General features: G+C 66.7%; 22 protein-coding genes. 19 read left to right on the forward strand and 3 right to left on the reverse strand.

Annotated elements, in window-relative coordinates:
- Positions 1 to 42 precede the first annotated feature (42 nt).
- The 4 genes from AB4Z16_RS06365 (at position 43) to AB4Z16_RS06380 (ending at position 3,873) form a co-directional block, all read left to right on the forward strand.
- Positions 43 to 1,122: a tetratricopeptide repeat protein gene (locus AB4Z16_RS06365; RefSeq protein WP_441510488.1), complete on the forward strand. Its 1,080-nt coding sequence runs from the start codon at positions 43 to 45 to the stop codon at positions 1,120 to 1,122.
- 150 nt (positions 1,123 to 1,272) lie between these two features.
- Positions 1,273 to 2,268 carry an alpha/beta fold hydrolase gene (locus tag AB4Z16_RS06370; protein WP_441510489.1) on the forward strand — a complete coding sequence of 332 codons (996 nt, stop codon included), beginning with the start codon at positions 1,273 to 1,275 and terminating at the stop codon, positions 2,266 to 2,268.
- A gap of 115 nt (positions 2,269 to 2,383) precedes the next feature.
- Positions 2,384 to 2,683, forward strand: a complete 300-nt coding sequence (locus tag AB4Z16_RS06375; RefSeq protein ID WP_441510490.1) for an acyl carrier protein — start codon at positions 2,384 to 2,386, stop codon at positions 2,681 to 2,683.
- Positions 2,680 to 3,873, forward strand: coding sequence for a beta-ketoacyl-[acyl-carrier-protein] synthase family protein (locus tag AB4Z16_RS06380; RefSeq protein WP_441510491.1), 1,194 nt, complete (start codon positions 2,680 to 2,682; stop codon positions 3,871 to 3,873). The genes AB4Z16_RS06375 and AB4Z16_RS06380 overlap by 4 nt, the downstream gene beginning before the upstream one ends.
- A 369-nt stretch (positions 3,874 to 4,242) precedes the next feature.
- On the opposite strand, the gene AB4Z16_RS06385 is transcribed toward AB4Z16_RS06380, so the two are convergent.
- Entirely contained in the window at positions 4,243 to 5,151 is a 909-nt protein-coding gene (locus tag AB4Z16_RS06385) for a LysR family transcriptional regulator (RefSeq protein WP_441510492.1), read from the reverse strand.
- Between the two features lie 222 nt (positions 5,152 to 5,373).
- Between AB4Z16_RS06385 and AB4Z16_RS06390 the strand changes: the two genes are divergently transcribed.
- The 13 genes from AB4Z16_RS06390 to AB4Z16_RS06450 all read left to right on the forward strand — a co-directional run bounded on the left by AB4Z16_RS06390 (position 5,374) and on the right by AB4Z16_RS06450 (position 20,146).
- Positions 5,374 to 6,354 (forward strand): dihydrodipicolinate synthase family protein, encoded by a 981-nt coding sequence (locus AB4Z16_RS06390; protein WP_441510493.1) that lies wholly within the window; start codon positions 5,374 to 5,376, stop codon positions 6,352 to 6,354.
- Between the two features lie 35 nt (positions 6,355 to 6,389).
- Positions 6,390 to 6,941 carry a 3-hydroxyanthranilate 3,4-dioxygenase gene (locus AB4Z16_RS06395; protein ID WP_441510494.1) on the forward strand — a complete coding sequence of 184 codons (552 nt, stop codon included), beginning with the start codon at positions 6,390 to 6,392 and terminating at the stop codon, positions 6,939 to 6,941.
- Between the two features lie 122 nt (positions 6,942 to 7,063).
- On the forward strand, positions 7,064 to 8,227 hold the full coding sequence (locus tag AB4Z16_RS06400; RefSeq protein WP_441510714.1) for an ABC transporter substrate-binding protein: 1,164 nt from the start codon (positions 7,064 to 7,066) through the stop codon (positions 8,225 to 8,227).
- Positions 8,228 to 8,417: 190 nt separating this feature from the next.
- Complete coding sequence (locus AB4Z16_RS06405) at positions 8,418 to 9,332, forward strand: branched-chain amino acid ABC transporter permease (protein ID WP_441510495.1); 915 nt, start codon at positions 8,418 to 8,420, stop codon at positions 9,330 to 9,332.
- Positions 9,325 to 10,347 carry a branched-chain amino acid ABC transporter permease gene (locus tag AB4Z16_RS06410; RefSeq protein WP_441510496.1) on the forward strand — a complete coding sequence of 341 codons (1,023 nt, stop codon included), beginning with the start codon at positions 9,325 to 9,327 and terminating at the stop codon, positions 10,345 to 10,347. The genes AB4Z16_RS06405 and AB4Z16_RS06410 overlap by 8 nt, the downstream gene beginning before the upstream one ends.
- A complete protein-coding gene (locus AB4Z16_RS06415) occupies positions 10,344 to 11,096 on the forward strand; it encodes an ABC transporter ATP-binding protein (RefSeq protein WP_441510497.1) in 753 nt (250 codons plus the stop codon). Before AB4Z16_RS06410 ends, AB4Z16_RS06415 begins: the two co-directional genes overlap by 4 nt.
- Positions 11,096 to 11,797: an ABC transporter ATP-binding protein gene (locus tag AB4Z16_RS06420; RefSeq protein WP_441510498.1), complete on the forward strand. Its 702-nt coding sequence runs from the start codon at positions 11,096 to 11,098 to the stop codon at positions 11,795 to 11,797. The genes AB4Z16_RS06415 and AB4Z16_RS06420 overlap by 1 nt, the downstream gene beginning before the upstream one ends.
- On the forward strand, positions 11,784 to 12,911 hold the full coding sequence (locus AB4Z16_RS06425) for an alpha/beta hydrolase (RefSeq protein WP_441510499.1): 1,128 nt from the start codon (positions 11,784 to 11,786) through the stop codon (positions 12,909 to 12,911). The genes AB4Z16_RS06420 and AB4Z16_RS06425 overlap by 14 nt, the downstream gene beginning before the upstream one ends.
- Positions 12,908 to 13,726: an aspartate dehydrogenase gene (locus AB4Z16_RS06430; protein WP_441510500.1), complete on the forward strand. Its 819-nt coding sequence runs from the start codon at positions 12,908 to 12,910 to the stop codon at positions 13,724 to 13,726. The genes AB4Z16_RS06425 and AB4Z16_RS06430 overlap by 4 nt, the downstream gene beginning before the upstream one ends.
- A 258-nt stretch (positions 13,727 to 13,984) precedes the next feature.
- The gene (locus AB4Z16_RS06435; protein WP_441510501.1) at positions 13,985 to 15,418 is read left to right on the forward strand and encodes an NAD-dependent succinate-semialdehyde dehydrogenase; all 1,434 of its coding nucleotides are present in this window, start codon (positions 13,985 to 13,987) and stop codon (positions 15,416 to 15,418) included.
- Between the two features lie 122 nt (positions 15,419 to 15,540).
- Entirely contained in the window at positions 15,541 to 16,989 is a 1,449-nt protein-coding gene (locus tag AB4Z16_RS06440; protein WP_441510502.1) for an efflux transporter outer membrane subunit, read from the forward strand.
- On the forward strand, positions 16,986 to 18,191 hold the full coding sequence (locus AB4Z16_RS06445) for an efflux RND transporter periplasmic adaptor subunit (protein ID WP_441510503.1): 1,206 nt from the start codon (positions 16,986 to 16,988) through the stop codon (positions 18,189 to 18,191). Before AB4Z16_RS06440 ends, AB4Z16_RS06445 begins: the two co-directional genes overlap by 4 nt.
- Positions 18,192 to 18,193: 2 nt before the next feature.
- The gene (locus AB4Z16_RS06450) at positions 18,194 to 20,146 is read left to right on the forward strand and encodes a MacB family efflux pump subunit (RefSeq protein WP_441510504.1); all 1,953 of its coding nucleotides are present in this window, start codon (positions 18,194 to 18,196) and stop codon (positions 20,144 to 20,146) included.
- Here AB4Z16_RS06450 and AB4Z16_RS06455 read toward each other — a convergent pair.
- Positions 20,143 to 21,042, reverse strand: coding sequence for a LysR family transcriptional regulator (locus tag AB4Z16_RS06455; RefSeq protein WP_441510505.1), 900 nt, complete (start codon positions 21,040 to 21,042; stop codon positions 20,143 to 20,145). The genes AB4Z16_RS06450 and AB4Z16_RS06455 overlap by 4 nt on opposite strands.
- A 97-nt stretch (positions 21,043 to 21,139) precedes the next feature.
- Here AB4Z16_RS06455 and AB4Z16_RS06460 point away from each other — a divergent pair, with 97 nt between their 5' ends.
- Complete coding sequence (locus AB4Z16_RS06460; protein WP_441510506.1) at positions 21,140 to 22,162, forward strand: bile acid:sodium symporter family protein; 1,023 nt, start codon at positions 21,140 to 21,142, stop codon at positions 22,160 to 22,162.
- A 141-nt stretch (positions 22,163 to 22,303) separates the two neighbouring features.
- On the forward strand, positions 22,304 to 22,546 hold the full coding sequence (locus AB4Z16_RS06465; RefSeq protein ID WP_441510507.1) for a DUF2934 domain-containing protein: 243 nt from the start codon (positions 22,304 to 22,306) through the stop codon (positions 22,544 to 22,546).
- Positions 22,547 to 22,631: 85 nt separating this feature from the next.
- Here the strand turns inward: AB4Z16_RS06465 and AB4Z16_RS06470 are convergent, their stop codons facing one another.
- Positions 22,632 to 22,916: a hypothetical protein gene (locus AB4Z16_RS06470; RefSeq protein ID WP_441510508.1), complete on the reverse strand. Its 285-nt coding sequence runs from the start codon at positions 22,914 to 22,916 to the stop codon at positions 22,632 to 22,634.
- Between the last annotated feature and the right edge of the window lie 107 nt (positions 22,917 to 23,023).

The following is a 23,023-nucleotide window of genomic DNA, read 5'->3' on the forward strand; positions in this document are numbered from 1 at the left end:
TCGGGCCCTTCGCTCCCCCGCTTCGCCCCGCGAAGGCCGGCCTTGGCTGACGTCGTCTACCGCTCGCCGCACCTGCTCGTGAAGGTCGCGCATCGAGGCGGCACCTGCTGTGTCGTGACCTTCGATTCCTATACCGATACGGCAAACCTCGATCGCCCGGCATTCGGCGAGGGTTTCTTCGCGGACCACCAAGTCTCGGCGGTTCATGTCGTGAATGGCCGCAATCGCTGGTATCACGAGCCCGATTGGCGCGAGGCGATTGCCGCGGCGCGCGCTGCGGCCGAAGGCTACGCGCGGGTCGTTAGCTACGGCTCCAGCATGGGCGGCTACGCCGCGCTGCGTTTTGCCGACCGCCTCGGCGCGGCAACAGCGCTGGTGCTCTCACCGCAATACAGCCGCGATCCCCGAAAAGCGCCCTTTGAGAAGCGTTGGCGCAAGCACCGCCGCGAAAAATGGCGGCCCGAGCTGTCCGGCCCGCTGCCCTCGGACGTGCCGGCTATCGTCGCCTACGATCCCGTCATGCGCGCGGAACGGCTGCATTTGGAACGCATCGCAAGCGAAATGCAGGTCGACAGACTTGCCCTGCCCCATGCCGGCCATGCCAGCGCGTCCTTCTTGTCCGAGTGCGGGCTCCTGACTGAGTTCGTCCTGTCGGTCGCGAGCGGCACGGTTGATCTGGCAGCCGTCCGCCAGCTCGCCCGCGCACGGCGGAAACGCTCGCTGCACTATCTGATGACGCTCTCCTATGCGGCGATCGGAAGAGGCAAGCAGCAATGGGCACTGGCCTTGGCCCACAAGGCAACGCTGATGGCGCCGCAGTCCGAACTCGCCTGGCACTATCTCGGCTATCTCCTGTCGCGCCTCGGACGGCATGCCGAGGCCGTCGCCGCCCATCGCCGCTCGGCCGCGCTCGCGCCGGAGGCAAGCGCGATCCAGCTGAGCTTCGCTGCCGCGCAGCGCCGGGTCCGCGATTACGATGGCGCCCTGCGCACCCTGCTCCCACTCTCGGGCAAGCCGATGCCGGACCGGCATCGGCGCAAGGTCGCGAGCATGATCTGGTTCACCCGCGTTCTGCGGCGCGTAGCGCTGGCCCGTCAGAGCATTTTCTCTCGAATGCGATGAAACGCTGGTCTCCTCCCCCACGAGGAAGAGCGCGACACACACGCGGGCAGTTGGGTCTCGTGCGCGTTGCGGAAATGACCTGTATCAGGATCGAACGCGGCGTCTGCACTTCATACGAGCACTCGCTTTACCGGGATTCATGAGGCGGATTTGACAGGAAGCAGCAGCCTCAAGCCTGCTCGAAAAAGCAGATCGCCTCGATGGTTCCGTACCAGCCTAGTCGGGCTTGTCGCGGTCCTGCTTGCCTTAGCCGCCTACAGCGAGTGGCTGGGGTTTCAAGCCGCTCAAGATTACCCGCCGCGCGGCACTTTCGCGAACGTCGCCGGCGCCACCCTGCACTACCGCGAAGTCAAGCCTCCGCAGCCATCGAAAGGCACGATTATTCTCGTGCACGGAGCTTGGGCAGGCCAGGCCGACCTTCTCGCGGCGCTCGGCCCTCATCTTCGCGACTATCGTGTTATCGCCATAGACCGGCCCGGCCAGGGTTGGAGTGATCGGCCGGGGGACTGGGACATGGCCGATCCCGGAAACCAGGCCAAGATGCTGATGGGATTGGTGGACAGGATCGCCCCGGAGCGGCTGGTGCTCGTCGCCCACTCGCTTGGCGGGCCGCTCGCAGCCCATATCGCGCTCGAGCGGCCAGAAAGGCTCCATGGCCTCGTCCTGCTCAGCGCAGTCACGCATCCCTGGCTGGGGAACGCCCTGCGCTACCATCCCCTGTCGACCGCGCCGACGCTCGGACCGATCTTCAATCGCCTGATAGGCATCCCCTTGGCGAGGTTTTTGCTCCCGAACGGCGTGACTCTCGCCTTCTCGCCGCGAACCGTCCCGCCCAATTATATGAAGGAGAGCGAGCTGCCGCTGCTGTACCGAGAGAAGACCTTTCGCAGCAATCTTCAGGACATTGTCGCGGCAGATGATTTTCTCAAATCGCAAACCTTGCGTTACCGAGAGCTGCGGGTTCCGATTCTCGCGATCACCGGCGATCGCGACGCTTTCGTTTCACCGGAGCGTCACTCATTGGCGTTGGTGCGCGAGGCCGCGATGGCCCGGGTGATGGTCTTGCCCGGAGTTGGCCATATGCCACACCATGCTGTGCCAAAAATGATTGCGAGGACCATCACGGACCTCATCGGGCAACCATGATCTCCACGAATTTGCACGACACGCGACCGTATGCATTGAACCGACAAATTGTTTACGGCCTTCTTGCACTCCGGCAGATGTGTGACAGGCAGATTCGAATGGGAAAGCGCTCGGCATGACACGCGAGGCACCGACGATAACGACCGATCTTCTCATCGAGCTGTTTCAGCAGGTCATTCAGGAGAACGCGTCGCGCGATCGCCCTAAGCTCGCTGCCATTGTTTGGGGGCCTGAGACGCTTCTCGAAGATACCGCCTTTGACTCGTTCGATCTGGTCGAACTGATTTTCAAGATCGAAGACCGGTTCAGCATCGATATCGACTATAACGCCAATAACAGCATCAACGATGTGAAAACGATCGCCGAACTCTGCGATGAGATCGGCAAACTTATTGCCCAAAAGCACGCGGCATGACGCGGGTTGTCGTTTCCGGCCTCGGCGTCGTTTCCCCGGGCGGCTGTGACACGGAAAGCTTTTGGCAGGCTCTGCTGACGGGGCGGGGAAGCTTCAGCGGGGCATCTGCCTTGCCTGGCAAGGGCATTCGTGTGTCTGAGGTCTTGAACCAAGACTTCATGGAAGGACTGCCCATTTCGCCCTCAACCTGCGACCGCAATGCGCTGTTTGCTGTCGCGGCAGCCCGCAGGGCGCTGGCGGCCGCTGGCCTTGAGCATGGCCTGCCGCGCCCCGAACGCGTCGGCGTTATCCTTGGCAACGCCGCCGGCGGACAGTGCAGCGTCGATGAACAGTATTCCCGACTCTACCAGCAGAACAAGCGTCCTCCCCCGATGACGGTTCCCAAGGTGATGGCGAGTTCCTCCGCAAGCTGGGTTTCGATCGCGTCGGGTGCAACCGGCCCTTGTTTCGTGACGTCGAGCGCCTGCGCATCCTCCAGCCATGCCATCGGCATCGCCATGCAATTCCTGCGTGCCGGGCTCGCCGACATTATTATCGCGGGGGGTACAGAGGCTGCGCTTTCGGCCGGCACGCTGCTCGCCTGGGACTCCATGAAGATCATGTCGCGCTCCCTCTGCCGGCCATTCGCAGCGGGGCGCAACGGACTGCAGCTTGCTGAAGGCGCGGGCGTCATCGTGCTGGAGACCGAGGCACACGCGCGCAGCCGCGGCCTGAGCCCCACGATCGAGGCGGCGGGCTTCGGTTTCAACGCCGATGCGAGGGACATCGTCTCGCCCGACGCTGCTGGCATGACGGCGGCAATGAAGCTTGCCCTCGCCGACGCGGGGATGGTCGCTAGTGATCTGGCCTACATCAATGCCCACGGAACCGGGACCCGTGCCAACGATCGCACAGAGACGCAGGCCTTGAAGCATCTGTTCGGCGATCGGCCTCTCCCGCCGATTTCCTCGACGAAGGGCGTTACCGGGCATGCGCTCGGTGCCGCGGGTGCGCTCGAGGCTATCGCCACAATCATGGCCATCGAGAATGGTTGGGCCCCTCCGACCGCAAATTTCGACGCCCCGGACCCGGAATGCGATTTCGATTGCGTGCCCAATGAAGGGAGGGCGATGGCAATCCCGGTTGCCATGTCAAACTCGTTCGCATTTGGCGGGCTGAACGCAGCACTTGTTTTCAGGTCGTTGGGCTAATTGTCATTGCAGATCGCAATCAGCCACCGATCGGTGGAAGAACGAGGGTCCGGTCCTTGTGCATTAGTGGCGGGTCGCGCCAGCATCGCGAGCCGCCAGCAAGGTGTCGACCAGCCTGCGGCGCTGCCGCAATGAGCCCCCGGGCCAATGTCTGGCCAATAGGTCATACTCGTTACTGCTGACTGCCCGCCCAGATGGGATCGAGACCGCGCTCTGCGGCGACTTCCGCCAGCTTAAGCGGCGACAGCTTGGCGAGGTCCGCTTCGGTCGGTTCAGGAAACGCGTTCGCGCCCATCCGGTCGCGAAGAGCTCGTGGCAAGGGCTCTTCGCAATTTGCGGTCGTGATGGAGCCCGCCTTAACCGTCGGCTTCAGTTCTCCTCGCTCGGCGCAAGTTGGCGCACGAATCGGCGCAGCAAGGTCTCGAAGGCCGAGAGCGCCGGCGAGACCGAACGGCCGCTCGGCCGGATCATGACGATGTCGCGCGCGATCGAAGGTTCTGCCAGAGGGCGAGCGACCACCCCCGAAGGCGCGACGGCACGTGCATAGGTCGGCAGCACCGCAATGCCGAGCCCCGCCTCGACTAGCGCCAGCGCCGTCGTGATCTGCGCCACCTCATAGGCCGGCCGCAACGTGATCTCGGCGCTTTCATAACCGACCTCGACCAGCAGGCGGATGCCGCTGTCGCGAGTCAGCGTGATCAGTTCCTCTTCCGCAAGATCGCGCCAGAGCACGCTCTCCCGCTCCCCGAATCGGCTGCCCCGCGCGCAGAACAGCATCAGGCTGTCGCGGGCGAGCGGCGTGCGCTCGATATTGTCCTCCAGCGCCGAGAAGGTTCCGACCCCGCAATCGGCCCGGCCGAAGCGGACGGCTTCGACGACGAGATCGTTGCGCGCATCGATAATCGCGACCTGGAGACCGGGGTGCTTCTCGCGCAGCGCGGCGATGGTCGGCGGCATGATCACGGCCGCGAGCAGCGGTGGCACCGCCACCACGATGCGCCCGCGCCGCCGCTCCGCCAGCCCGTTGGCGTTCTGCACCGCCGTGTCCAGATCCTGCGCGATCTTCAGCGCCGCGCCGTGGAACTCGCGCCCGCCCTCGGTCAGCTCGACGCGGCGCGTCGTGCGGTCGAGCACCCGGATGCCGAGCTCGCGCTCCAGCTCTCGCACCAATTGCGAGAGCGCCGGCTGCGCCATATGCAGCCGCTCTGCCGCCTTGGTGAACGTGCCCTGCTCGGTCACCGCGAGGAAGGCCTGGATCTGGCGCAGCGTGATCGCCATGGATTTCCCGATTTATAAGGAGAGCTTCCGAATTCATACGAATGTTACGAGTTGCCGTATACCCCGCCTGTCATGCCATCATTCCTCATCGCCCCAATCGGATCCGGGGCGACGCCTGGCGGGGACGCGGAAAGGCGGCGGCGGATGAGCGGCTCAAGGCCGGCCCTCGCCATCGCCGCCCGCCCAGCCCGGACCGTGCGGGAATGCGAGGGTGAGTCTTCCATGAAATACGCCAAGAAGGACGCCAAGGCCTATGCCCGCGCCCATATGAAAGGCATCTGGGCGGCCGCGCTCACGCCCTTCACCGATACCCTCGCCATCGACGAGGACGGTTTCCGCCAGAACATCCGCCACTGGCTCGACGACCTCAGGATCGACGGGCTGTTCATCGCCGGCAAGCAGGGCGAGTTCTTCTCGATGTCGATCGAGGAACGCAAGCGCAGCTTCGAGCTGGCCGTCGAGGCTTCCGCCGGGCGCGGCCAGACGATCATGTCCTGCTCCGACCAGAACATGGATGTGGTGATCGACCTCGCCCGCCATGCCCAGAAGGTCGGCGCCGACTACATCGTGGTGCACGCGCCGATCCTGCATTTCTTCAAGGCGCAGGACGAGACGCTCTACGAATATTACCGGACCATCGCCGAGAAGGTCGATATCGGCATCGCGCTCTGGAGCCACCCGGATTCCGGCTATCTGATGAGCCCACAACTCTGCAACCGCTTAGCGGATATCGAGAACGTGGTTGCGATCAAGTACAGCGTGCCACGCCCGATGTATGCCGAGCTCACCCGCCTTGCCGGCGACCGCATCCTGGTCAGCACGGCCTCCGAGGAGGAGTGGCTCGACAACATCCTCGAGCTCGGCTGGCAGCTCTATCTCTGCTCGTCGCCGCCCTATCTCATCCAGACGGCGAACGATCTGCGCATGCGCGAATACACCGACCTCGCCTTCCGCGGCGAGGCTGAGAAGGCCCGCGCCATCCGCGACAGCCTGAATCCGGTGCGCGAGGCCCTTCGCGGAACACGCCCGGCAGAGAAGCCGCACGCCCACCAGAAGTATTGGCAGGAGCTGCTCGGGCAGGTCGGCGGGCGCGTCAGGCCGCCGATGCTGGAACTGACCGAGGCCGAGAAGGCCGCGACGCGCACCGCCTTCGAGAGCTGCGGCCTGAAGCCCGGCCGGGCCCCCCTGGCCAAGGCCGGCTGAACGAGATCCGAGACAAGAACGGGAGAGGTGGAGAGATGGCGACCGAAGGGCGGCTGAAGGCCTTCAACTTCAACAAGTGGATCGAGGAGCACAAGCATCTGCTCAAGCCGCCGGTCGGCAATCAGCAGATCTGGACCGACTCCGACCTGATGGTGACGGTCGTCGGCGGCCCCAACCGCCGCACCGACTATCATGACGATCCCGTCGAGGAGTTCTTCTACCAGCTCAAGGGCGACATGATGCTCAAGCTGGTCGATGACGGGAAGCACTATGACGTGACGATCCGCGAGGGCGACATCTTCCTGCTGCCGCCGCATGTGCGCCACTCGCCGCAACGCCCTCAGGAGGGCTCGATTGGTCTCGTCATCGAGCCGAAGCGGCCGGAGGGCTGGCTCGACGCCTTCGAATGGTACTGCTTCGAATGCCAGGGCCTCGTCCATCGTGTGGAGGTCGACCTCGTCAGCATTGTCGACGACCTGCCGCCGCTCTACCGTGAGTTCTACGGCAACGAGCAGGCTCGCACCTGCCCGCATTGCGGCACCTTGCATCCCGGCAAGGAGCCGCCGGCGGGCTGGGTCTGCCTGTGATGCCATGCTGTAGGCGCCGCTCGCTCGGGCGGCGCTTGTCATCGGAATACGCATAAGCGCGGCGGCGCAGAAACGCCGCGTCGAACCATTTCAGAGGCAGAACGGAACGACTGGAGTCCATGATGAAACTGCGCGGATTGCTCTTCGGCATCGCGGCCACGCTGGCGGCCTCCACGGCGCTGGCCCAGCAGCCGGTCAAGATCGGCATGATCACCACGCTCTCGGGCCCCGGCGGCTATCTCGGCCAGGACATCCGCGACGCCTTCAAGCTCGCCATCGAGATGGAAGGCGGCAAGCTCGGCGGCGTGCCGGTCGAGCTCGTGGTCGAGGATGACGCGCTGAAACCCGGTCAGGGCAAGCAGATCGCCGAGAAGATGCTGAAGACCGACGGCATCAAGATCATGACCGGCATCGTCTTCTCGAACGTCGCCGGCGCCACCGTGCCGGATATCGTCGATTCCGGCGCGCTCTATGTCAGCCCCAATGCCGCGCCGTCCAACTTCGCCGGCAAGGAGTGCAACGAGAACTATTTCGTCGTCGCCTGGCAGAACGACAGCCTGCATGAGAGCGCCGGTCAGTACGCCACCAATCTCGGCTACAAGAAGGCCTTCATCCTCGCCCCGAACTACCAGGCCGGCAAGGATGCGCTGACCGGTTTCAAGCGCCTGTTCAAGGGCGAGATCGCCGGCGAGGTCTATACCCGCCTCGACCAGACCGACTTCGCCCCCGAGATGGCGCAGATCCGCGCGGCCAATCCCGACGTCGTCTTCCAGTTCCATCCGGGCGGCCTCGGCATCGCCTTCCTGCGCCAGTACCAGCAGGCCGGCCTGCTCGGAAAGGTGCCGATGGTGCTGGCGGAGCCCTCGCTCGACGCCACCACCCTGAAGGCGGTCGGCGACGCCGCGCTCGGCCTCAGCGTCACCGCCCACTGGAACACCGACTTCGACAACGCGGCCAACAAGAAGTTCATGGAGGCCTGGACCAAGGCCTATAACCGCGTGCCGACCTATTACGCCAGCCAGGGCTACGACACCGCGCTCGCCATCGCCTCGGCCTTGAAGGCGACCGGCGGAAAGACCGATGTGCCGGCCCTGCGCAAGGCGCTCGCCAAGGCGGATTTCCAGTCGGTACGCGGCGCCTTCAAATTCGGCCCCAACCAGCACCCGGTGCAGGATTGGTATTCGCTCAAGGTCGAGAAGGCCGCCGACGGCACGCCGGTGCTTAAGACGACCGGCAAGGTGCTGAGCAACCACAGCGACGTCTACGCCAAGGACTGCAAGCTCTGAGCCGTAGAAGGCTCGGATTCTACCCACTCGCGAGACGCGCCGTCATGGTCGGGCTTGTCCCGACCATCCACGTCTTCGCTGGTCAAGGCCCTGTTCACAACGTGGATGCTCGCCACAAGGGCGAGCATGACGAAACTGGAACAACGCCGGTGTTCCCAAGCGAACGCGGCTCACTCTAGCCCCGACAAAAATGACGCTCGTTCTCGAACAATTGCTCAACGGTTTGCAGTTCGGCGTGATGCTGTTCCTGCTCGCGGCCGGGCTGACGCTGATCTTCGGCATCATGGGCGTGATCAACCTCGCCCATGGCTCGCTCTACATGGTCGGCGCCTATGCCGCCGCCTTCGCCGCCGCCCAGACCGGCTCCTTCCTGCTCGCGGTGATCGCCGGGCTGACCGCCGCCGCCGTCATCGGGATGGTGATGGAGCTGGTCGTGCTGCGCCGGCTCTATGCGCGGGACCATCTCGATCAGGTGCTGGCGACCTTCGCGCTCATCCTGATCTTCAACCAGAGCGTGACCATCCTGTTCGGACGCCAGCCGCTCTTCGTCTCGATTCCCCCTGCGCTGAACGGCTCGGTCCAACTCCTGCCCGGCCTGACCTACCCGGTCTATCGCCTCGCCATCATCGCGGTCGGCCTGCTCGTGGCGCTCGGCCTCTATCTCCTGATCAACCGCACCCGCATCGGCATGCTCGTGCGCGCCGGTGCGACCCATCGCGAGATGGTGCGCGCGCTCGGCGTCGACATCCGCTTGCTCTACACCGCCGTCTTCGGGCTCGGAGCCCTGCTCGCCGGCCTTGCCGGGTTGATGGCCGGGCCGATCCTCGCCGTGCAGGTCGGCATGGGCGAGCAGATCCTGATCATGACCTTCGTCGTGGTGGTGATCGGCGGCGTCGGCTCGATCCGCGGCGCCTTCTTCGGGGCGCTGATCGTCGGCCTCGTCGACACCTCGCTGCGCGCCTTCATGCCCGGCCTGCTGCGCCATGTCATGACCGGCTCGGAGGCCGATGCGCTCGGCGCCGGCCTCGCCTCGATGGGCATCTACCTGCTCATGGCGATCGTGCTGCTGGTGCGGCCCAAGGGACTGTTCCCCGCCCATGTCTGACGACGCCATCACCCGCCCACATGCCGCGACGCCCGCGCTGGGCCGCATCATCGCGCTGGTCGCCCTCGCCGCCGCGCTGATCGCCCTGCCCTTCGTCGTCAAAGCGCTCGGCCAGCCCGCGCTGGTGCCGCTGGCGACACGCGTCCTGATCTACGCCATCGCCGCCGCCAGCCTCAATCTCGCGCTCGGCTTCGGTGGCATGGTCTCCTTCGGCCACGCCGCCTTCTTCGGCATCGGTGGCTATGCCGTCGGCATTCTCTACCGCACGATGATGGACGACGCCCTCTTCCTCGGCTTCATCCCCGGCACAGACCAGCTCCTGCTCACCCTGCCGGCCGCGATCCTCGTCGCCGGCCTCTTCGCCTGCGTGATCGGCGCGCTGTCCTTACGCACCAGCGGCGTACAGTTCATCATGATCACGCTCGCCTTCGCGCAGATGCTGTTCTTCCTGTTCGTCTCGCTAAAGGCCTATGGCGGCGATGACGGCATGACGATCCGCCGCCGCAACGCGCTCTTCGACCTCAACACCCGCGACGACGTGACCTTCTACTTCATCTGCCTCGTCGTCGCGGCGCTGGTCTTCCTCGCGCTCTGGCGCATCGTCGGCTCGCGCTTCGGCATGGTGCTGGCCGGCATCCGCCAGAACGAGCGGCGCATGGCCGCGATCGGCATCGCGCCCTATCGCTACAAGCTCGCCGCCTTCGTCATTTCCGGCATGGGCGCCGGCCTCGCGGGCGCGCTGATGGCGAACTATCTGCGTTTCGTCAGCCCCGACATGCTGCACTGGACCAAATCCGGCGAGCTGATGATCATGGTCATCCTCGGCGGCGTCGGCACACTGCTCGGGCCCCTGCTGGGCGCCGCCGCTCTCGTCATCCTCGAGACCGTGCTGACGGGCTGGACCGAGCATTGGCAGCTCGTTCTGGGTCCGATCCTGCTCCTTGTGGTGCTCTTCACGCAGGGCGGGCTCAACGGGCTGATCAGCCGCGTCGGCCTCGGCAGGAGCGCGCCATGACCGCGACGCTCCTCTCGATCCGTGGCCTGCGCAAGCGCTTCGGCGGGCTCATTGCCACCGATGGCGTCGATCTCGACATACGCGACGGCGAGATCCACGCGCTGATCGGCCCCAACGGCGCCGGCAAGACCACGCTGCTGACGCAGCTCTTCGGCGAACTCACCCATGACGAGGGCGCGATCACGCTCGAAGGCGAGGAAATCGGCGCGCTGTCGACGCCGCAGCGCGTCGCGCGAGGCCTTGCCCGCACCTTCCAGATCAACCAGCTCCTGCCGGACTTCACGATGCTCGACAATGTCGCGCTCGCCGTGCAGGCCCATGACGGCCACAGCTTCCGCTTCTTCGGCAATGCCAGGCGCGACGAGAGCCTGCGCGGCCGCGCCCGCCAGCATCTCGCCACGGCGGGCCTCAGCCACCGCGCCGAGGTCAAGGTCGCCGATCTCTCTCATGGCGAGCAGAAGCAGCTCGAATTCGCAATCGCGTTGGCCTGCGAGCCGCGCCTGCTCCTGCTCGACGAACCCATGGCAGGGCTCGGCCACGTCGAGAGCGAGCAGATGGTCGCGATGCTCTCCGCGCTGAAGGGCCGCGTCACCATGCTGCTGGTCGAGCACGACATGGAGGCGGTTTTCGCGCTGGCCGACCGAATCTCCGTGCTGGTCTATGGCCGCGTCATCGCCACCGGCACGGCCGAACAGATCCGCGACAATCCGGAGGTGCGCACCGCCTATCTCGGCGAGGGAGACGCCTGATGCTGAGCGTGCGCAACCTGCAATCGGCCTATGGCAGGAGCCAGGTCCTGTTCGATGTCGCGCTCGATATCGCCGAGGGCGAGGTCGTGACCCTGCTCGGCCGCAACGGCATGGGCAAGACCACGACGGTGCGCTCGATCATGGGGCTGCTGGCGCCGAAGGGCGGCGATATCCGCTTCGAGAGCCGGGACGTGCGCGGCATCGCGCCCGAGAAGATCGCCCGCTGCGGCATCGGCCTCGTGCCGGAGGGCCGGCAGGTCTTCCCGACGCTGAGCGTGCGCGAAAACCTCGTCGCCACCGCTTCGAACCGGCTGAAGCGTTCCTCGCCCTGGACGCTAAGCCGTGTCTACGCGCTCTTCCCCCGGCTGCAGGAACGCGCCGGCCAGTCGGCCCGCACCCTCTCCGGCGGCGAGCAGCAGATGCTCGCGGTCGGCCGGGCGCTGATGACCAACCCGAAGCTCCTCATCCTCGACGAGGCGACGGAGGGCTTGGCGCCGGTGATCCGCGCCGAGATCTGGGGCTGCATCGAGGCGCTGAAGGCGCAGGGACAGTCGATCCTGCTGATCGACAAGAACATCAATGTCCTCAAGCGCATCGCCGACCGGCACTACATCATCGAGAAGGGCCGCACGGTCTGGTCGGGCTCCAGCGCCGACCTCGCGGCCAATGCGGAACTGGTGCATCGTTATGTCGGCGTCTGAAACGGACCTCATCGAGATCATCGCGCACAGCGCCGAGAACGACCCGGTCGAGGCCTTGCGCGATGCACTGAGCGACATCCTTGGCGGGCTCATCGCCGCGGGCTGCGGCCCGCATCATCTGCGCGAAATGATCTGGGAGACAGACCGGCCCGAGGCCTTCCATCTCTCCCGCCATAGCGTCGAACTGGCCTACCGCGAGGTCTTCGCCGGCTTCCGCCCGCCGATCCGCCTTCAGCCGAGAGCGGAAGCCGGGCTGACCATCCGCGCCCGCCACGCCGCGCCGCAGCCGCTGCCCGAGACCATCGTCGAGGACTACAGCTTGCGCGAGCTCGGCCGGCAATACAGCCCGCGCCTGCAAGCCGACATGAAGGCGCTGTTCCGGCAATGGAGCCGCGACGGCGAGGCCTTCCGCGCCCGCCATGGCGCCGCCGATCTCGCCTATGGCCCCGGCCGCTTTGAGACGCTCGACCTTTACCGCCCGGCCGGGGCGACGCGCGCTCCGATCTTCGTCTTCATCCATGGCGGTTACTGGCAGGCCTCGGACAAGGTCCAGCATGCCCAGTTCGCGCAGGCGCTGCTCGATGCCGGCTATGCCGTCGCCATGCCCAATTACGGCTTGGCACCTGATACGCCGCTGGAAGCAAGTCTCGCCCAGAGCGTCGCAGCGCTGAACTACCTCGTCCGCGAAGCCGATGCGCTCGGCCTCGAACCGACGCGCCTGCACATCTCCGGTCATTCCGCCGGTGGACATCTCGCCGCGATGGTGCTCTGCGCGCCGGATGCCCCACCGATCGCCTCTGCCCTGCTGCTCTCCGGCCTCTACCACCTCAACCCGCTCGGCAACCTGCCGCTCGGCCGCCTGCTCGGCCTCGACGATGCCGCGCGCGCAACGCGGCTCAGCCCGATCGCCCAGCCCCGCCCGCAGGCCACGCGGATCGCTTTCGCGGTCGGCGAAGGCGAGAGCGACGCCTTCAAGGCGCAATCGGCGGCACTCGCCGCAACATGGCAAGCGCCGGCGCCCCTGATCTGCCCCGGCCATCATTTCAGCATGCTGGAGGGACTGAACGGCGGCACGCTCCTCGACCTTGCGTTGAGAACGGCTGAAGGCTCATGACGACGCGTTCGGCCAAGCCGCTGCGCCTTGCCCTGATCGGCTGGGGTGCCATCAATCGCCGCGTTGCCGAGCTTCTGGCCCAGCGGGACGGCGGCGACATTACTATTGCGGCCATCGCGGTCCGTAACCCCGCTGCGGCCAGTGACATCCCGGCCGGTGCCAAACTGATCACGACACCGGACGAGCTGGCCGCTCTCGACCTCGATCTCATCGTCGAGGCCGCCGGACGCGAGGCGGTCGGCATCTGGGGCGAAGCAGCGCTCGGAAACGCCCCGGCATTCGCCGTCGCCTCGACCAGCGCCTTCTGCGACGACGCGCTGCTCGATCGCTTGATCGTCACCGCCGAAAACCGGGGCAGCCAGATCCTGATCCCGCCCGGCGCGCTCGCCGGCATCGACGGCATCGCGGCCGCGGCCCTGCTCCCGCTCGACGAGGTCGTCCATCGCATCGTCAAGCCGCCGGCCGCCTGGCGCGGAACTTCGGCCGAAAGCCTGATCGCGCTCGATGGGCTTGCCGATGCGAAGGTCTTCTTCTCCGGCACGGCCCGCGAGGCCGCCTCACGCTTCCCGCAGAACGCCAATGTCGCGGTGATCTCCGCACTGGCCGGCATCGGGCTCGATCGAACGCGCGTCGAGCTCGTCGCCGACCCCGCCGCCACTGGCAACGGCCACAAGCTCAGCGCCCGCGGCGCCTTCGGCAAACTCGATATTGCCATCGAGAACCGGCCTCTCGCATCGAATCCGAAATCCTCGGAGATGACGGCGCTCGGACTGGTCAGGCTGATCGAGAACCGCGTGCGGACGCTGGTGCGTTAGACGATGCCCTCCAAGTCATGCCCGGGCCTGACCCGGGCATCTCGGAGGCCAGCCCGCCGTCGCGAGATTCTCGGGTCGAAGCTTGGCTTCGCCCGAGAATGACGCACGCAACGAGCGCAGCTCATTCATAACCAGATCGATCTGAATTTATCTGATTTAGCCGACTGGATCACAGAATAAGCCGCCCCCTATGGTCCCCCTGAGAATGGCGGAAACCACCCGAACAGACCGCTGAACGCACCGCCAGCCGAGGCTTTCATGACGACCTATCCCGATCTCAAGCTCTATATCGGTGGCGCCTGGCGGAAGACGGCGGAAGAGCAGGCGGTGATCAATCCGGCCGACGAAAGCGTCATCGGCACCGTGCCCCTCGCCTCCCATGCCGATCTCGACGATGCGCTCGCCGCCGCCGCGGAAGGCTTCAAGGTGTGGAGCCGCGTGGCGCCGCGCATCCGCGCCGAGATCATGCTGAAGGCGGCTGCGCTGATGCGCGAGCGCGTCGAAGAGATCGCCCACTCGATCACGATGGAGCACGGCAAGCCACTTGCCCAAGCCCGGCTCGAGGTGATCAGAGGCTGCGAATTCTTCGAATGGGACGCGGCCGAGGGCCAGCGCGCCTATGGCCGCGTCGTGCCGAGCGAGCCCGGCATCCGCTACATCGTCACCCATCAGCCGGTCGGCACGGTCGCGGCGTTCTCGCCCTGGAATTTCCCGATGAGCCAGCCCTGCCGCAAGATCGCGGGCGCGCTCGCGGCGGGCTGCTCGATCATCATCAAGGCGGCCGAGGAGACCCCGGCCGGCGCCCTCCATATCGCGCGTGCGCTGCACGATGCCGGCCTGCCGCCCGGCGCCTTCAACCTCGTCTTCGGCGTTCCCGCCAAAATCTCCGGCTATCTCATCCCGCAGGCGCAGACCCGCCTCGTCGCCTTCACCGGTTCGACAGCGGTCGGAAAGCACCTCTCCGAACTGGCCGCGCGCCACATGACGCCGGTGCTGATGGAGCTCGGGGGCCACGCCCCGGTCATCGTCTGCGACGATGTCGACCCCATTGCCGCAGCCCATCTCTCGGCCACCCGCAAGGTCCGCAATGCCGGCCAGGTCTGTACCTCACCGACACGCTTCTTCGTGCAGCAGGATATCTATGAACGCTTCACCAAGGCCTTCGTCGAGAGGGCGCAGGCCGTAACGGTCGGCAACGGCCTGGACGCGAAGACCGAGATGGGGCCTGTCGCCAACCATCGCCGCATCGAGGCGCTGGAAGCGCTGACCGCCGATGCGCGGGCCCGTGGCGGGCGCGTTCTGACCGGCGGCGAGCGCCTCGGCAATCGCGGGTATTTCTTTCCGCCGACCGTTCTCACGGAGCTGCCGGACGACGCCCGCGCGCTCCGCGAGGAGCCCTTCGGGCCGATGGCGATCATCAATCCCGTCCGCACGGTCGAGGAAGCCATAGAGAAGGCCAATTCCCTGCCCTTCGGCCTCGCGGCTTACGGCTTCACGCACTCTGCGGCGCGCGCCGACCAACTCGCCGAAGGTATCGAAGCGGGCAACGTGTCGATCAACACACTTGAGGCCTCCGTCGCCGAAGTGCCGTTCGGCGGCGTCAAGGATAGCGGCTATGGCCGCGAGGGCGGCGCCGAAGGGCTGGCCCATTACATGACCGTCAAGACGCTGTCGCACCGGATGGTCATATAGCCGCAATGCGCCGGGCAACCTGACCGGCTATCCTTCTGGCGGGATCGCCGTAGGGACGAAATATTGCGCATGGACGGGGTGAAAGGCTGGCGGCCTCGGGTTTTCCCGTCATTCTGGCCGCGATGATTCGCCCCGCTCCCCTCTTGATGCTGGCGCTGGGTCTCGGCGCCTGTGCCGTGGGGCCGGACTACACGCCACCTACGCTTGACCTGCCGCAACGCTGGAGCGCTGCGAATAGCGGGCCGAAGGCGCCGAAACCGAGCGAGTGGTGGCGCACCCTGCGCGACCCGACGCTGAACGCGCTGGTCGAGCAGGCCATCGCCGGCAATCTCGACGTCGCCCAGGCCAAGGCCCGCATCCGCGAGGCCCGGGCCACGCGCGAGCAGGCGGTCGGCGCGCTCTTCCCGCAGGTCGACGGCAACGCCTCCGCCATACGCTCCCGCTCTGCGATCGTGACGCGCAACAGCTTCCGCGCCGGCTTCGATGCCTCCTGGGAGATCGACCTCTTCGGCGCACAGGATCGCGCCGTCGAGGCCGCGACCTATGGCACCGATTCCGCTTTCGACGACCTCGACGGCGCAATGCTGACACTGATCGGCGATGTTGCGTCGACCTATGTCGAGGCGCGTGGCCTGCAGGCGCGGATCGCGCTGGCCCGCAGCACGGCCAAAACGCAACGTGAGACTGAGGCGCTGACCCGCACGCGCTTCCGCGCCGGCGACATCTCCGCCATCGACACCTCCCGGGCCACCGCCCAGGCCGCGAGCACGGAATCGCAGATCCCCTTGCTCGAAACCTCGCTCGCCCAGAACCAGCATCGCCTGGCCGTGCTGATCGGGCGCCCGCCGGCGGCGACGGCGCCTTATTTTGCGCGCGCAGCCGCAGTCCCCGCGACACCCGCCCCGCCGCGCACCGGGATTCCTGCCGACGTGCTGCGTCGCCGGCCCGATGTCCGCTCGGCCGAGCGCCTGCTCGCCCAGGCGACGGCGCGGATCGGCCAGGCGGAGGCCAACCGCTATCCCTCGGTCTCGCTGACCGGCAACATCTCGACCTCGGCGCTCAAGCTCGGCGATCTCGCCAAGAACAGCGCCATCGGCTGGACGATCGGCCCGAGCCTCAGCGTCCCCATCTTCAACGGCGGCGAGCTCGCGGCGGCCGTCGATGCGGCCAGGGCCCAGCGCGACCGGCAGGACGCGGCGTTCAGGCTGACGGTGTTGACCGCGTTGCAGGACGTCGAGGACAGCCTTGTGGGCTTGCGGCAGGAGCGGATCAGGCTCGGCAGCCTGTCGGAAGCCGCCCAGGCCTCGACCCAAGCCGCGCAGCTCTCGCGCGCGCTCTACACCTCCGGCAATGCGAGCTTCCTCGACGTGCTCGAGGCGCAGCGCACCCAGTTCGGCGCCGAGGAGGCGCTGATCCAAAGCCGGGTCACGCTCGCGACACAGTTCATCGCTCTCAACAAGGCGCTCGGCGGCGGCTGGCTCAGGCCCGTCGAAGTCTCGGCGCCGGCCGTGATCGACGGCGAAACCGGGCCGCGCCTACGCCTTATTCCCGTAGAGGAACCGCAACCATGAGGCCGCGCCGCCTCCTGCTCCCTGCCCTGATCGTCGCCGCTGTCGGCGGCTACTACCTCTGGCAGGCACGACAGCCCGCACCGGCTGAAACCGTCAACCTGCCGACCGTCGAGGCAGCGATGGGCAATGTTGAGGAAGCCGTGCTCGCTTCCGGCGCGCTGGAACCGGTCCGGCAGGTCAGCGTCGGCTCGCAAGCGACCGGCCGCGTCGTCTCGCTCAAGGTCAAGCTCGGCGACAACATCAAGGCAGGCGACCTGATCGCCGAGATCGACGGCATTACCCAGCAGAACACGTTGCGCTCGGCCGAAGCCGATCTTGCCGCACTCAAGGCGCAGCGCGCCGAGCGCTCCGCCAGCCTCGCCTATGCGGAGGCCGTGCTCGCCCGCCAGAAGCTGATGGTCGGCCAGAACGCCGTCTCCCGCGACGCCTACGAGAACGCGCAGATGACCGTCTCGACGACGCAAGCCCAGATCGAGGCGCTCGACGCCCAGATCGTCTCGGGCCAGGTCAAGGTCGAGACCGCCCGGGCCAATCTCGGCTACACTCGCATCACCGCGCCGAGCGCCGGCACGGTCCTCGCCCTCGTCGCGCAGGAAGGCCAGACGGTAAACGCCGTTCAGTCCGCGCCCACCGTCGTCGTGCTCGGCGACGTCTCGACCATGACGGTCAAGGCGAAGATCTCCGAAGCCGACGTGCTGCGGGTGAAGGCCGGGCAGGAGGTGTATTTCAGCGTGCTCGGCGCGCCCGAGCAGCGCTTCCCCGGCAAGATCTCCTTCGTCGAGCCCGCGCCCGACACGCTGAAGACGCAGAACACGACCTCGTCCTCCACGGCGAGCAGCAGCTCTTCGGCCTCCAGCACCAGCGCGGTCTACTACAACGCCCTCTTCGAGGTGCCGAATCCCGAGGGCCGCCTGCTGACCTCGATGACCGCGCAGGTCACGGTGATCGTCGGCCGGGCCCAGAACGTCGTCACCATCCCCTCGACAGCCATCCGCCGCCGCGGCCCCAACGCCTTCGTCGAGGTGCTCGGCGAGGATGGCAAGGTGGAGCAGCGCAAGGTCACGATCGGTCTCGACAACAAGATCGTCGCCGAGATCGCCACAGGCCTGAAGGCGGGCGAGCGCGTCGTCACTGCGCGCAGCGGCGGCGGCGCCGACGCGACCCGCCCGGCACGCCGTTCCCGCTCGCCCTTCGGTTTCTGACGATGGGCGTGCCGCTCATCCGTCTCGCGGGCGTCCGGCGCGATTTCGGCACCGGCGAGGCGACCGTCGCCGCGCTCGACGGCGCGGATCTCGTGATCGAGGCGGGCGAGATGGTCGCGATCGTCGGCCAGTCCGGTTCCGGCAAGTCGACGCTGATGAACATCATCGGCTGCCTCGACCGGCCGACCGGCGGAACCTACGAGATCGACGGCCGGCCGACGCGTGACCTCGACCCGGACGAACTCGCCCGACTCCGGCGCGAATATTTCGGCTTCGTCTTCCAGCGCTATCACCTGCTCTCCGAGCTGACCGCGCTCGCCAATGTCGAGGTCCCCGCGATCTATGCCGGCATTCCGCCGGGTCCGCGCGAGAAGCGCGCCGCGACGCTGCTCGACCGGCTCGGTCTCGGCCCCCGCAAGACGCATCGCCCCTCCGAGCTCTCCGGCGGCCAGCAGCAGCGCGTCTCGGTGGCACGCGCCCTGATGAACGGCGCACGCGTCCTCCTCGCCGACGAACCGACCGGCGCGCTCGACCGCAAGAGCGGCGAGGAGATGCTGGCCCTGATCGAGGAGCTAAACCGCGAGGGGCACACCGTCATTCTCGTCACCCACGACATGAATGTCGCCAACCGCGCCCATCGCATCATCGAGCTCAGCGACGGCAGGATCATCGCCGACCGGCGCACGGCGCCGCGCTCGGAAAAGGTGCCTCCGCCCTCTCCTGTCCCGCCGCCGGCGGGGCGCCTGCGCGCCGTCTTCGGCCGGCTGAAGGAGGCGTTCGGCATGGCGGTGCGCGCCATGGCCGCCCACAAGCTTCGGACGACGCTGACCATGCTCGGCATCGTCATCGGCATCGCCGCCGTGGTCAGCGTCGTCGCGCTCGGCGAGGGCGCCAAGCGCAATGTGCTGCAGAACATCTCCGGCCTCGGCACCAACACGCTCGAGATCTTCCCAGGCGCCGGCTTTGGCGATCTGCGCTCCGGCCGCGTGCGGACCCTGACCGTGCTCGACGCCCAGGTCCTCGCCGGCCAGCCCTATGCCGCCAGCGTGACGCCGACGGTGACGACGAGCGCGACGATCCGCTTCGGCAATGTCGAGGCCACCGCGCAGGTCAACGGCGTCAGCGAGCGCTATTTCGACGTGCGCGGCAGCGTGCTGACGCGCGGCTCCTTCTTCGATGCCGCGGATGTCCGCACGCTCGCGCAGGACGTGGTGATCGACGAGAACGCGCTGGGCGTGCTCTTCCCGCAGGGACGGGCGAACCCGATCGGTACGGTGATCCTGATCGGCTCGGTGCCCTGCCGCATCGTCGGCGTGATCCGCCAGCAGCAGGGCGGCTTCGGCGGCAGCCAGAACCCGCAGGTCTTCCTGCCCTACACCACCGTGCAGGGCCGTTTCCTCGGCGACCTCTCGCTACGCAGCATCACGCTGCGCGTCGACGACGAGACACCGATGGCCGCCGCGCAGGAAGCCGTGACGGAACTCCTGACCCACCGCCACCGCGCCAAGGACTTCTTCATCCTGAACCAGGACGAGATCCGCAACACCATCACCAGCGCCACCGCGACGATGACGCTGATGATCTCCTCGATTGCGGTGATCTCGCTGCTGGTCGGCGGCATCGGCGTGATGAACATCATGCTGGTCTCGGTGATCGAGCGCACCAGCGAGATCGGCCTGCGCATGGCTGTCGGCGCGCGCCGCAGCGACATTCTCCAGCAATTCCTGATCGAGGCCTCGCTGGTCTGCTTTATCGGCGGCGCGCTCGGCATCGGGATGGCGCTCGCCATCGGCTTCGCCTTCGAGGCTTCGGGCTCGCAGGTGAGCTTCATCTATTCGGGCGAGGCCTTCGTAGCTGCCATAGCCTGCTCGACGCTGATCGGCCTGACCTTCGGCTTCCTGCCGGCCCGCAACGCCGCGAGTCTAGACCCGGTGGTCGCGTTGGCGCGGGACTAGGGCTTTCGCCCGCGCCGCGCAGGAGCTTCCGGCAGGATGCGCCCGGCGCTCGACAGGATGCTGGTTGCCAGCGCCCGCGCCGCCTCCTGATGCGACTGGCCGCCGATAACAACGAACTCGATCGTCCCGAGCGTTGGTAGCACCTCGCGCGGCTCGACCTCGGCAAGCCCCGGCGGGATCAACCGCGCCGAATGGGCGGTGATGCCGAGCCCGGCAACCGCTGCCGCGCGAAGGCCCGCCAAGCTGCCGCTGGTGCAGGCGACGCGCCAGGGTCGCCCCGCCTGCTCCAGCGTCTCGATCGCATGGACGCGCGTGATGCTCGGCGGCGGATAGAGCACCAGCGGCACCTCGCGCTGCTCGGCGAGCCGCGCGCCCGGACGCCCGACCCAGACGAGTCGTTCCTGCCAGGCGACCTCGCCGCGCGCGTCACCCTTGCGGCGCTTGGCGAAGATCAGGTCGAGATCGCCGGCATCATATTGTTCGTAGAGCAAGCCGCTGAGGCCCACCGTCAGCTCCAGGTCGACTGCGTGATGCTGCATGGCGAACTCGGCCAGGATGTCCGGCAGCGCCGTGTAGGCGAAATCCTCGGAGACTCCGAGCCTGAGCCGCCCACGCAGGGTCGAACCTTCGAGATAGCGCTCGATCCGACGACCAGCATCGAGCGCTTCTCGCGCGAAGGGCAGAATGGCGTCGCCGTCCGGTGTCGGGCGCACCTCATGCGTGTCGCGCGCCAGCAAGCGTCGCCCGACCCGCTTCTCCAGCCGCGCGACGTGCTGGCTGACCGAGGATTGGCGCAGGCCGAGCTGGCGCGCGGCTTCCGTGAAGCTCAGCGTCTCGCAGACCTTGAGGAAGCTCTGCAGGAGGACGGAATCGAGCGGCTTCTTGTCCAGTTCCATGCCAATCACGATCCATGATGAGCGATATCATGTCCAGTCCGGATCAAAATGAACATGAAAGGGATTACAAGGCTGCATCCAATCGGAAGGACCGCAGATGATCCGCCGCACGCTCGCCCGCTTCGGCATCGACCCCTATCTCATCGCGCTCATGACGACGGTCGCGGTCGCAGCCGTGCTGCCGGCACGCGGCGTCGGCGCGGAAGTCGCCAATGACGCCGTTTCGGTGGCGGTCGCCTTGCTGTTCTTCCTCTACGGCGCGCGCCTGTCGCCGGTGGCAGTCTGGGAAGGCTTGCTGCACTGGCGACTGCAGTCGCTCGTCTTCGCCAGCACCTATGTGCTCTTTCCGGTTCTCGGGCTCATTCTCACCCGCGCCTTCGGCAACTGGCTGCCGTCGGAACTGGTAGCAGGGCTGATCTTCGTCTGCATCCTGCCCTCGACCGTGCAATCCTCGATCGCCTTCACCTCAATCGCCCGCGGGAATGTCGCGGCGGCATTGTGCAGCGCCTCCGTCTCCAACCTCTTCGGCATGGTGCTGACCCCGCTGCTCGTCGTGCTGCTGCTCGATTCGAAGGGCGGTGGCTTCAGCACACGCGCCGTCGAAAGCATCGCGCTGCAGCTCCTGCTGCCCTTCGTCGCCGGGCAATTGCTGCGTCGCTGGATCGGGCCGTTCCTGCAGCGCCACAAGGCGCCGATCTCGCTGGTCGACCGCGGCTCGATCCTGCTCGTCGTCTACGCCGCCTTCAGCGAGGGCATGGTCGCCGGCATCTGGTCGCAGGTCACGCTCGCCGACCTCGGCCTCGTCATCGGGCTCGACATCGTCATGCTCGCCGCCGTGCTGGTGATCACGACCTTCGCCAGCCGCCGTCTCGGCTTCTCCAAGGAGGACGAGATCGCCATCGTCTTCTGCGGCTCGAAGAAAAGCATGGCGAGCGGCATTCCGATGGCGAATATCCTCTTCCCCGGTCAGGCGCTCGGCCTGATCGTGCTGCCGCTGATGCTGTTCCATCAGGCTCAGCTCTTCGCCTGCGCCGTGCTGGCGCAACGCTATGCGCGCCGCCCGGCCAAGCCCGAGACGAAGGCGCCCGGCGAACCGGTGCTTGCTCCGGCGAAAGCCTGAGCATCGCTTCGCACGCGATCTTTCGAACCAGCAGAGGGAACAGCGCTTCGCGAACCTCGTTGATCCCGTGCACGGCTGAAGCCGTTGCCCTCTCCGAAACCAGGATCCCCCGCGAATGGGGAACCATCATGGAGACGCGACATGCAGGACGAGAAATCCCAGCACGAGATCAGGAAGATCGCCTACGCATTGTGGATCAAGGACGGCCAGCCCGAGGGGCGTGACCGCGAGCACTGGGACGCGGCCAAGGAAATCTGGGCCTATCGCAGCCACAACCACGTGCTGGAGGATGAGAACGTCTCGCGGCCGTCAGGCCAGCAGGCTGCCGAGATGCCGTCAAAGCAAGCTTCGGCCGGGAAGACCTCGCGTCGGCAGAGCACCTGAGACGGCGCCGCTGCCCGTCCGGACCAGCCAATGACCTAACTTTGCGACCGGGCCGACCTATCGGCCCGGAAGGGCTTTGTCGTGATCAGGGGCAGAGATAGCCGCCCTGATCCGGCAGGCAGCGCGCGCCCGTGGGCAGAATGAGCGCGCCGCCGGGATCGCGTTTGACGTAATCGCCATTGGGCAGCTCGAAGCCGCCGGTCGAGTCCGGGTTCACCCGCGTACCGTCCGGGAGGATGAGCTGTGCGCTGTCGCGGACGATCCGCTTGGCAGAGCCGCCCGAAGCAGCCGGAACCGCACGGGGCTGGGATGAGACGCAGCCTGCCACGAGGATGGCGACCACGCTTGCAGCTATCGATATCCTGATCATCAGCCATTGTTGCCGTGCCCCGCGCAGCGGTGCAAGCCCGTTCGGGCATATGAGAGGATATGGCGGCAGCATCTCACCGCCTCCCGGCTTCGCTTAGCCGGGCATCT

The sequence above is a fragment of the Allobosea sp. TAF32 genome (genome assembly GCF_052113585.1).
Lineage (GTDB): Bacteria > Pseudomonadota > Alphaproteobacteria > Rhizobiales > Beijerinckiaceae > Allobosea.

Bases quoted from the DNA above. Each gene is read 5' to 3' on its own strand.
- AB4Z16_RS06375 (WP_441510490.1), top strand. From the start codon at position 2,384: ATGACACGCGAGGCACCGACGATAACGACCGATCTTCTCATCGAGCTG.
- AB4Z16_RS06380 (WP_441510491.1), top strand. From the start codon at position 2,680: ATGACGCGGGTTGTCGTTTCCGGCCTCGGCGTCGTTTCCCCGGGCGGC.
- AB4Z16_RS06385 (WP_441510492.1), bottom strand. From the start codon at position 5,151: ATGGCGATCACGCTGCGCCAGATCCAGGCCTTCCTCGCGGTGACCGAG.
- AB4Z16_RS06390 (WP_441510493.1), top strand. From the start codon at position 5,374: ATGAAATACGCCAAGAAGGACGCCAAGGCCTATGCCCGCGCCCATATG.
- AB4Z16_RS06395 (WP_441510494.1), top strand. From the start codon at position 6,390: ATGGCGACCGAAGGGCGGCTGAAGGCCTTCAACTTCAACAAGTGGATC.
- AB4Z16_RS06400 (WP_441510714.1), top strand. From the start codon at position 7,064: ATGAAACTGCGCGGATTGCTCTTCGGCATCGCGGCCACGCTGGCGGCC.
- AB4Z16_RS06405 (WP_441510495.1), top strand. From the start codon at position 8,418: ATGACGCTCGTTCTCGAACAATTGCTCAACGGTTTGCAGTTCGGCGTG.
- AB4Z16_RS06410 (WP_441510496.1), top strand. From the start codon at position 9,325: ATGTCTGACGACGCCATCACCCGCCCACATGCCGCGACGCCCGCGCTG.
- AB4Z16_RS06415 (WP_441510497.1), top strand. From the start codon at position 10,344: ATGACCGCGACGCTCCTCTCGATCCGTGGCCTGCGCAAGCGCTTCGGC.
- AB4Z16_RS06420 (WP_441510498.1), top strand. From the start codon at position 11,096: ATGCTGAGCGTGCGCAACCTGCAATCGGCCTATGGCAGGAGCCAGGTC.
- AB4Z16_RS06425 (WP_441510499.1), top strand. From the start codon at position 11,784: ATGTCGGCGTCTGAAACGGACCTCATCGAGATCATCGCGCACAGCGCC.
- AB4Z16_RS06430 (WP_441510500.1), top strand. From the start codon at position 12,908: ATGACGACGCGTTCGGCCAAGCCGCTGCGCCTTGCCCTGATCGGCTGG.
- AB4Z16_RS06435 (WP_441510501.1), top strand. From the start codon at position 13,985: ATGACGACCTATCCCGATCTCAAGCTCTATATCGGTGGCGCCTGGCGG.
- AB4Z16_RS06440 (WP_441510502.1), top strand. From the start codon at position 15,541: ATGATTCGCCCCGCTCCCCTCTTGATGCTGGCGCTGGGTCTCGGCGCC.
- AB4Z16_RS06445 (WP_441510503.1), top strand. From the start codon at position 16,986: ATGAGGCCGCGCCGCCTCCTGCTCCCTGCCCTGATCGTCGCCGCTGTC.
- AB4Z16_RS06450 (WP_441510504.1), top strand. From the start codon at position 18,194: ATGGGCGTGCCGCTCATCCGTCTCGCGGGCGTCCGGCGCGATTTCGGC.
- AB4Z16_RS06455 (WP_441510505.1), bottom strand. From the start codon at position 21,042: ATGGAACTGGACAAGAAGCCGCTCGATTCCGTCCTCCTGCAGAGCTTC.
- AB4Z16_RS06460 (WP_441510506.1), top strand. From the start codon at position 21,140: ATGATCCGCCGCACGCTCGCCCGCTTCGGCATCGACCCCTATCTCATC.
- AB4Z16_RS06465 (WP_441510507.1), top strand. From the start codon at position 22,304: ATGCAGGACGAGAAATCCCAGCACGAGATCAGGAAGATCGCCTACGCA.
- AB4Z16_RS06470 (WP_441510508.1), bottom strand. From the start codon at position 22,916: ATGATCAGGATATCGATAGCTGCAAGCGTGGTCGCCATCCTCGTGGCA.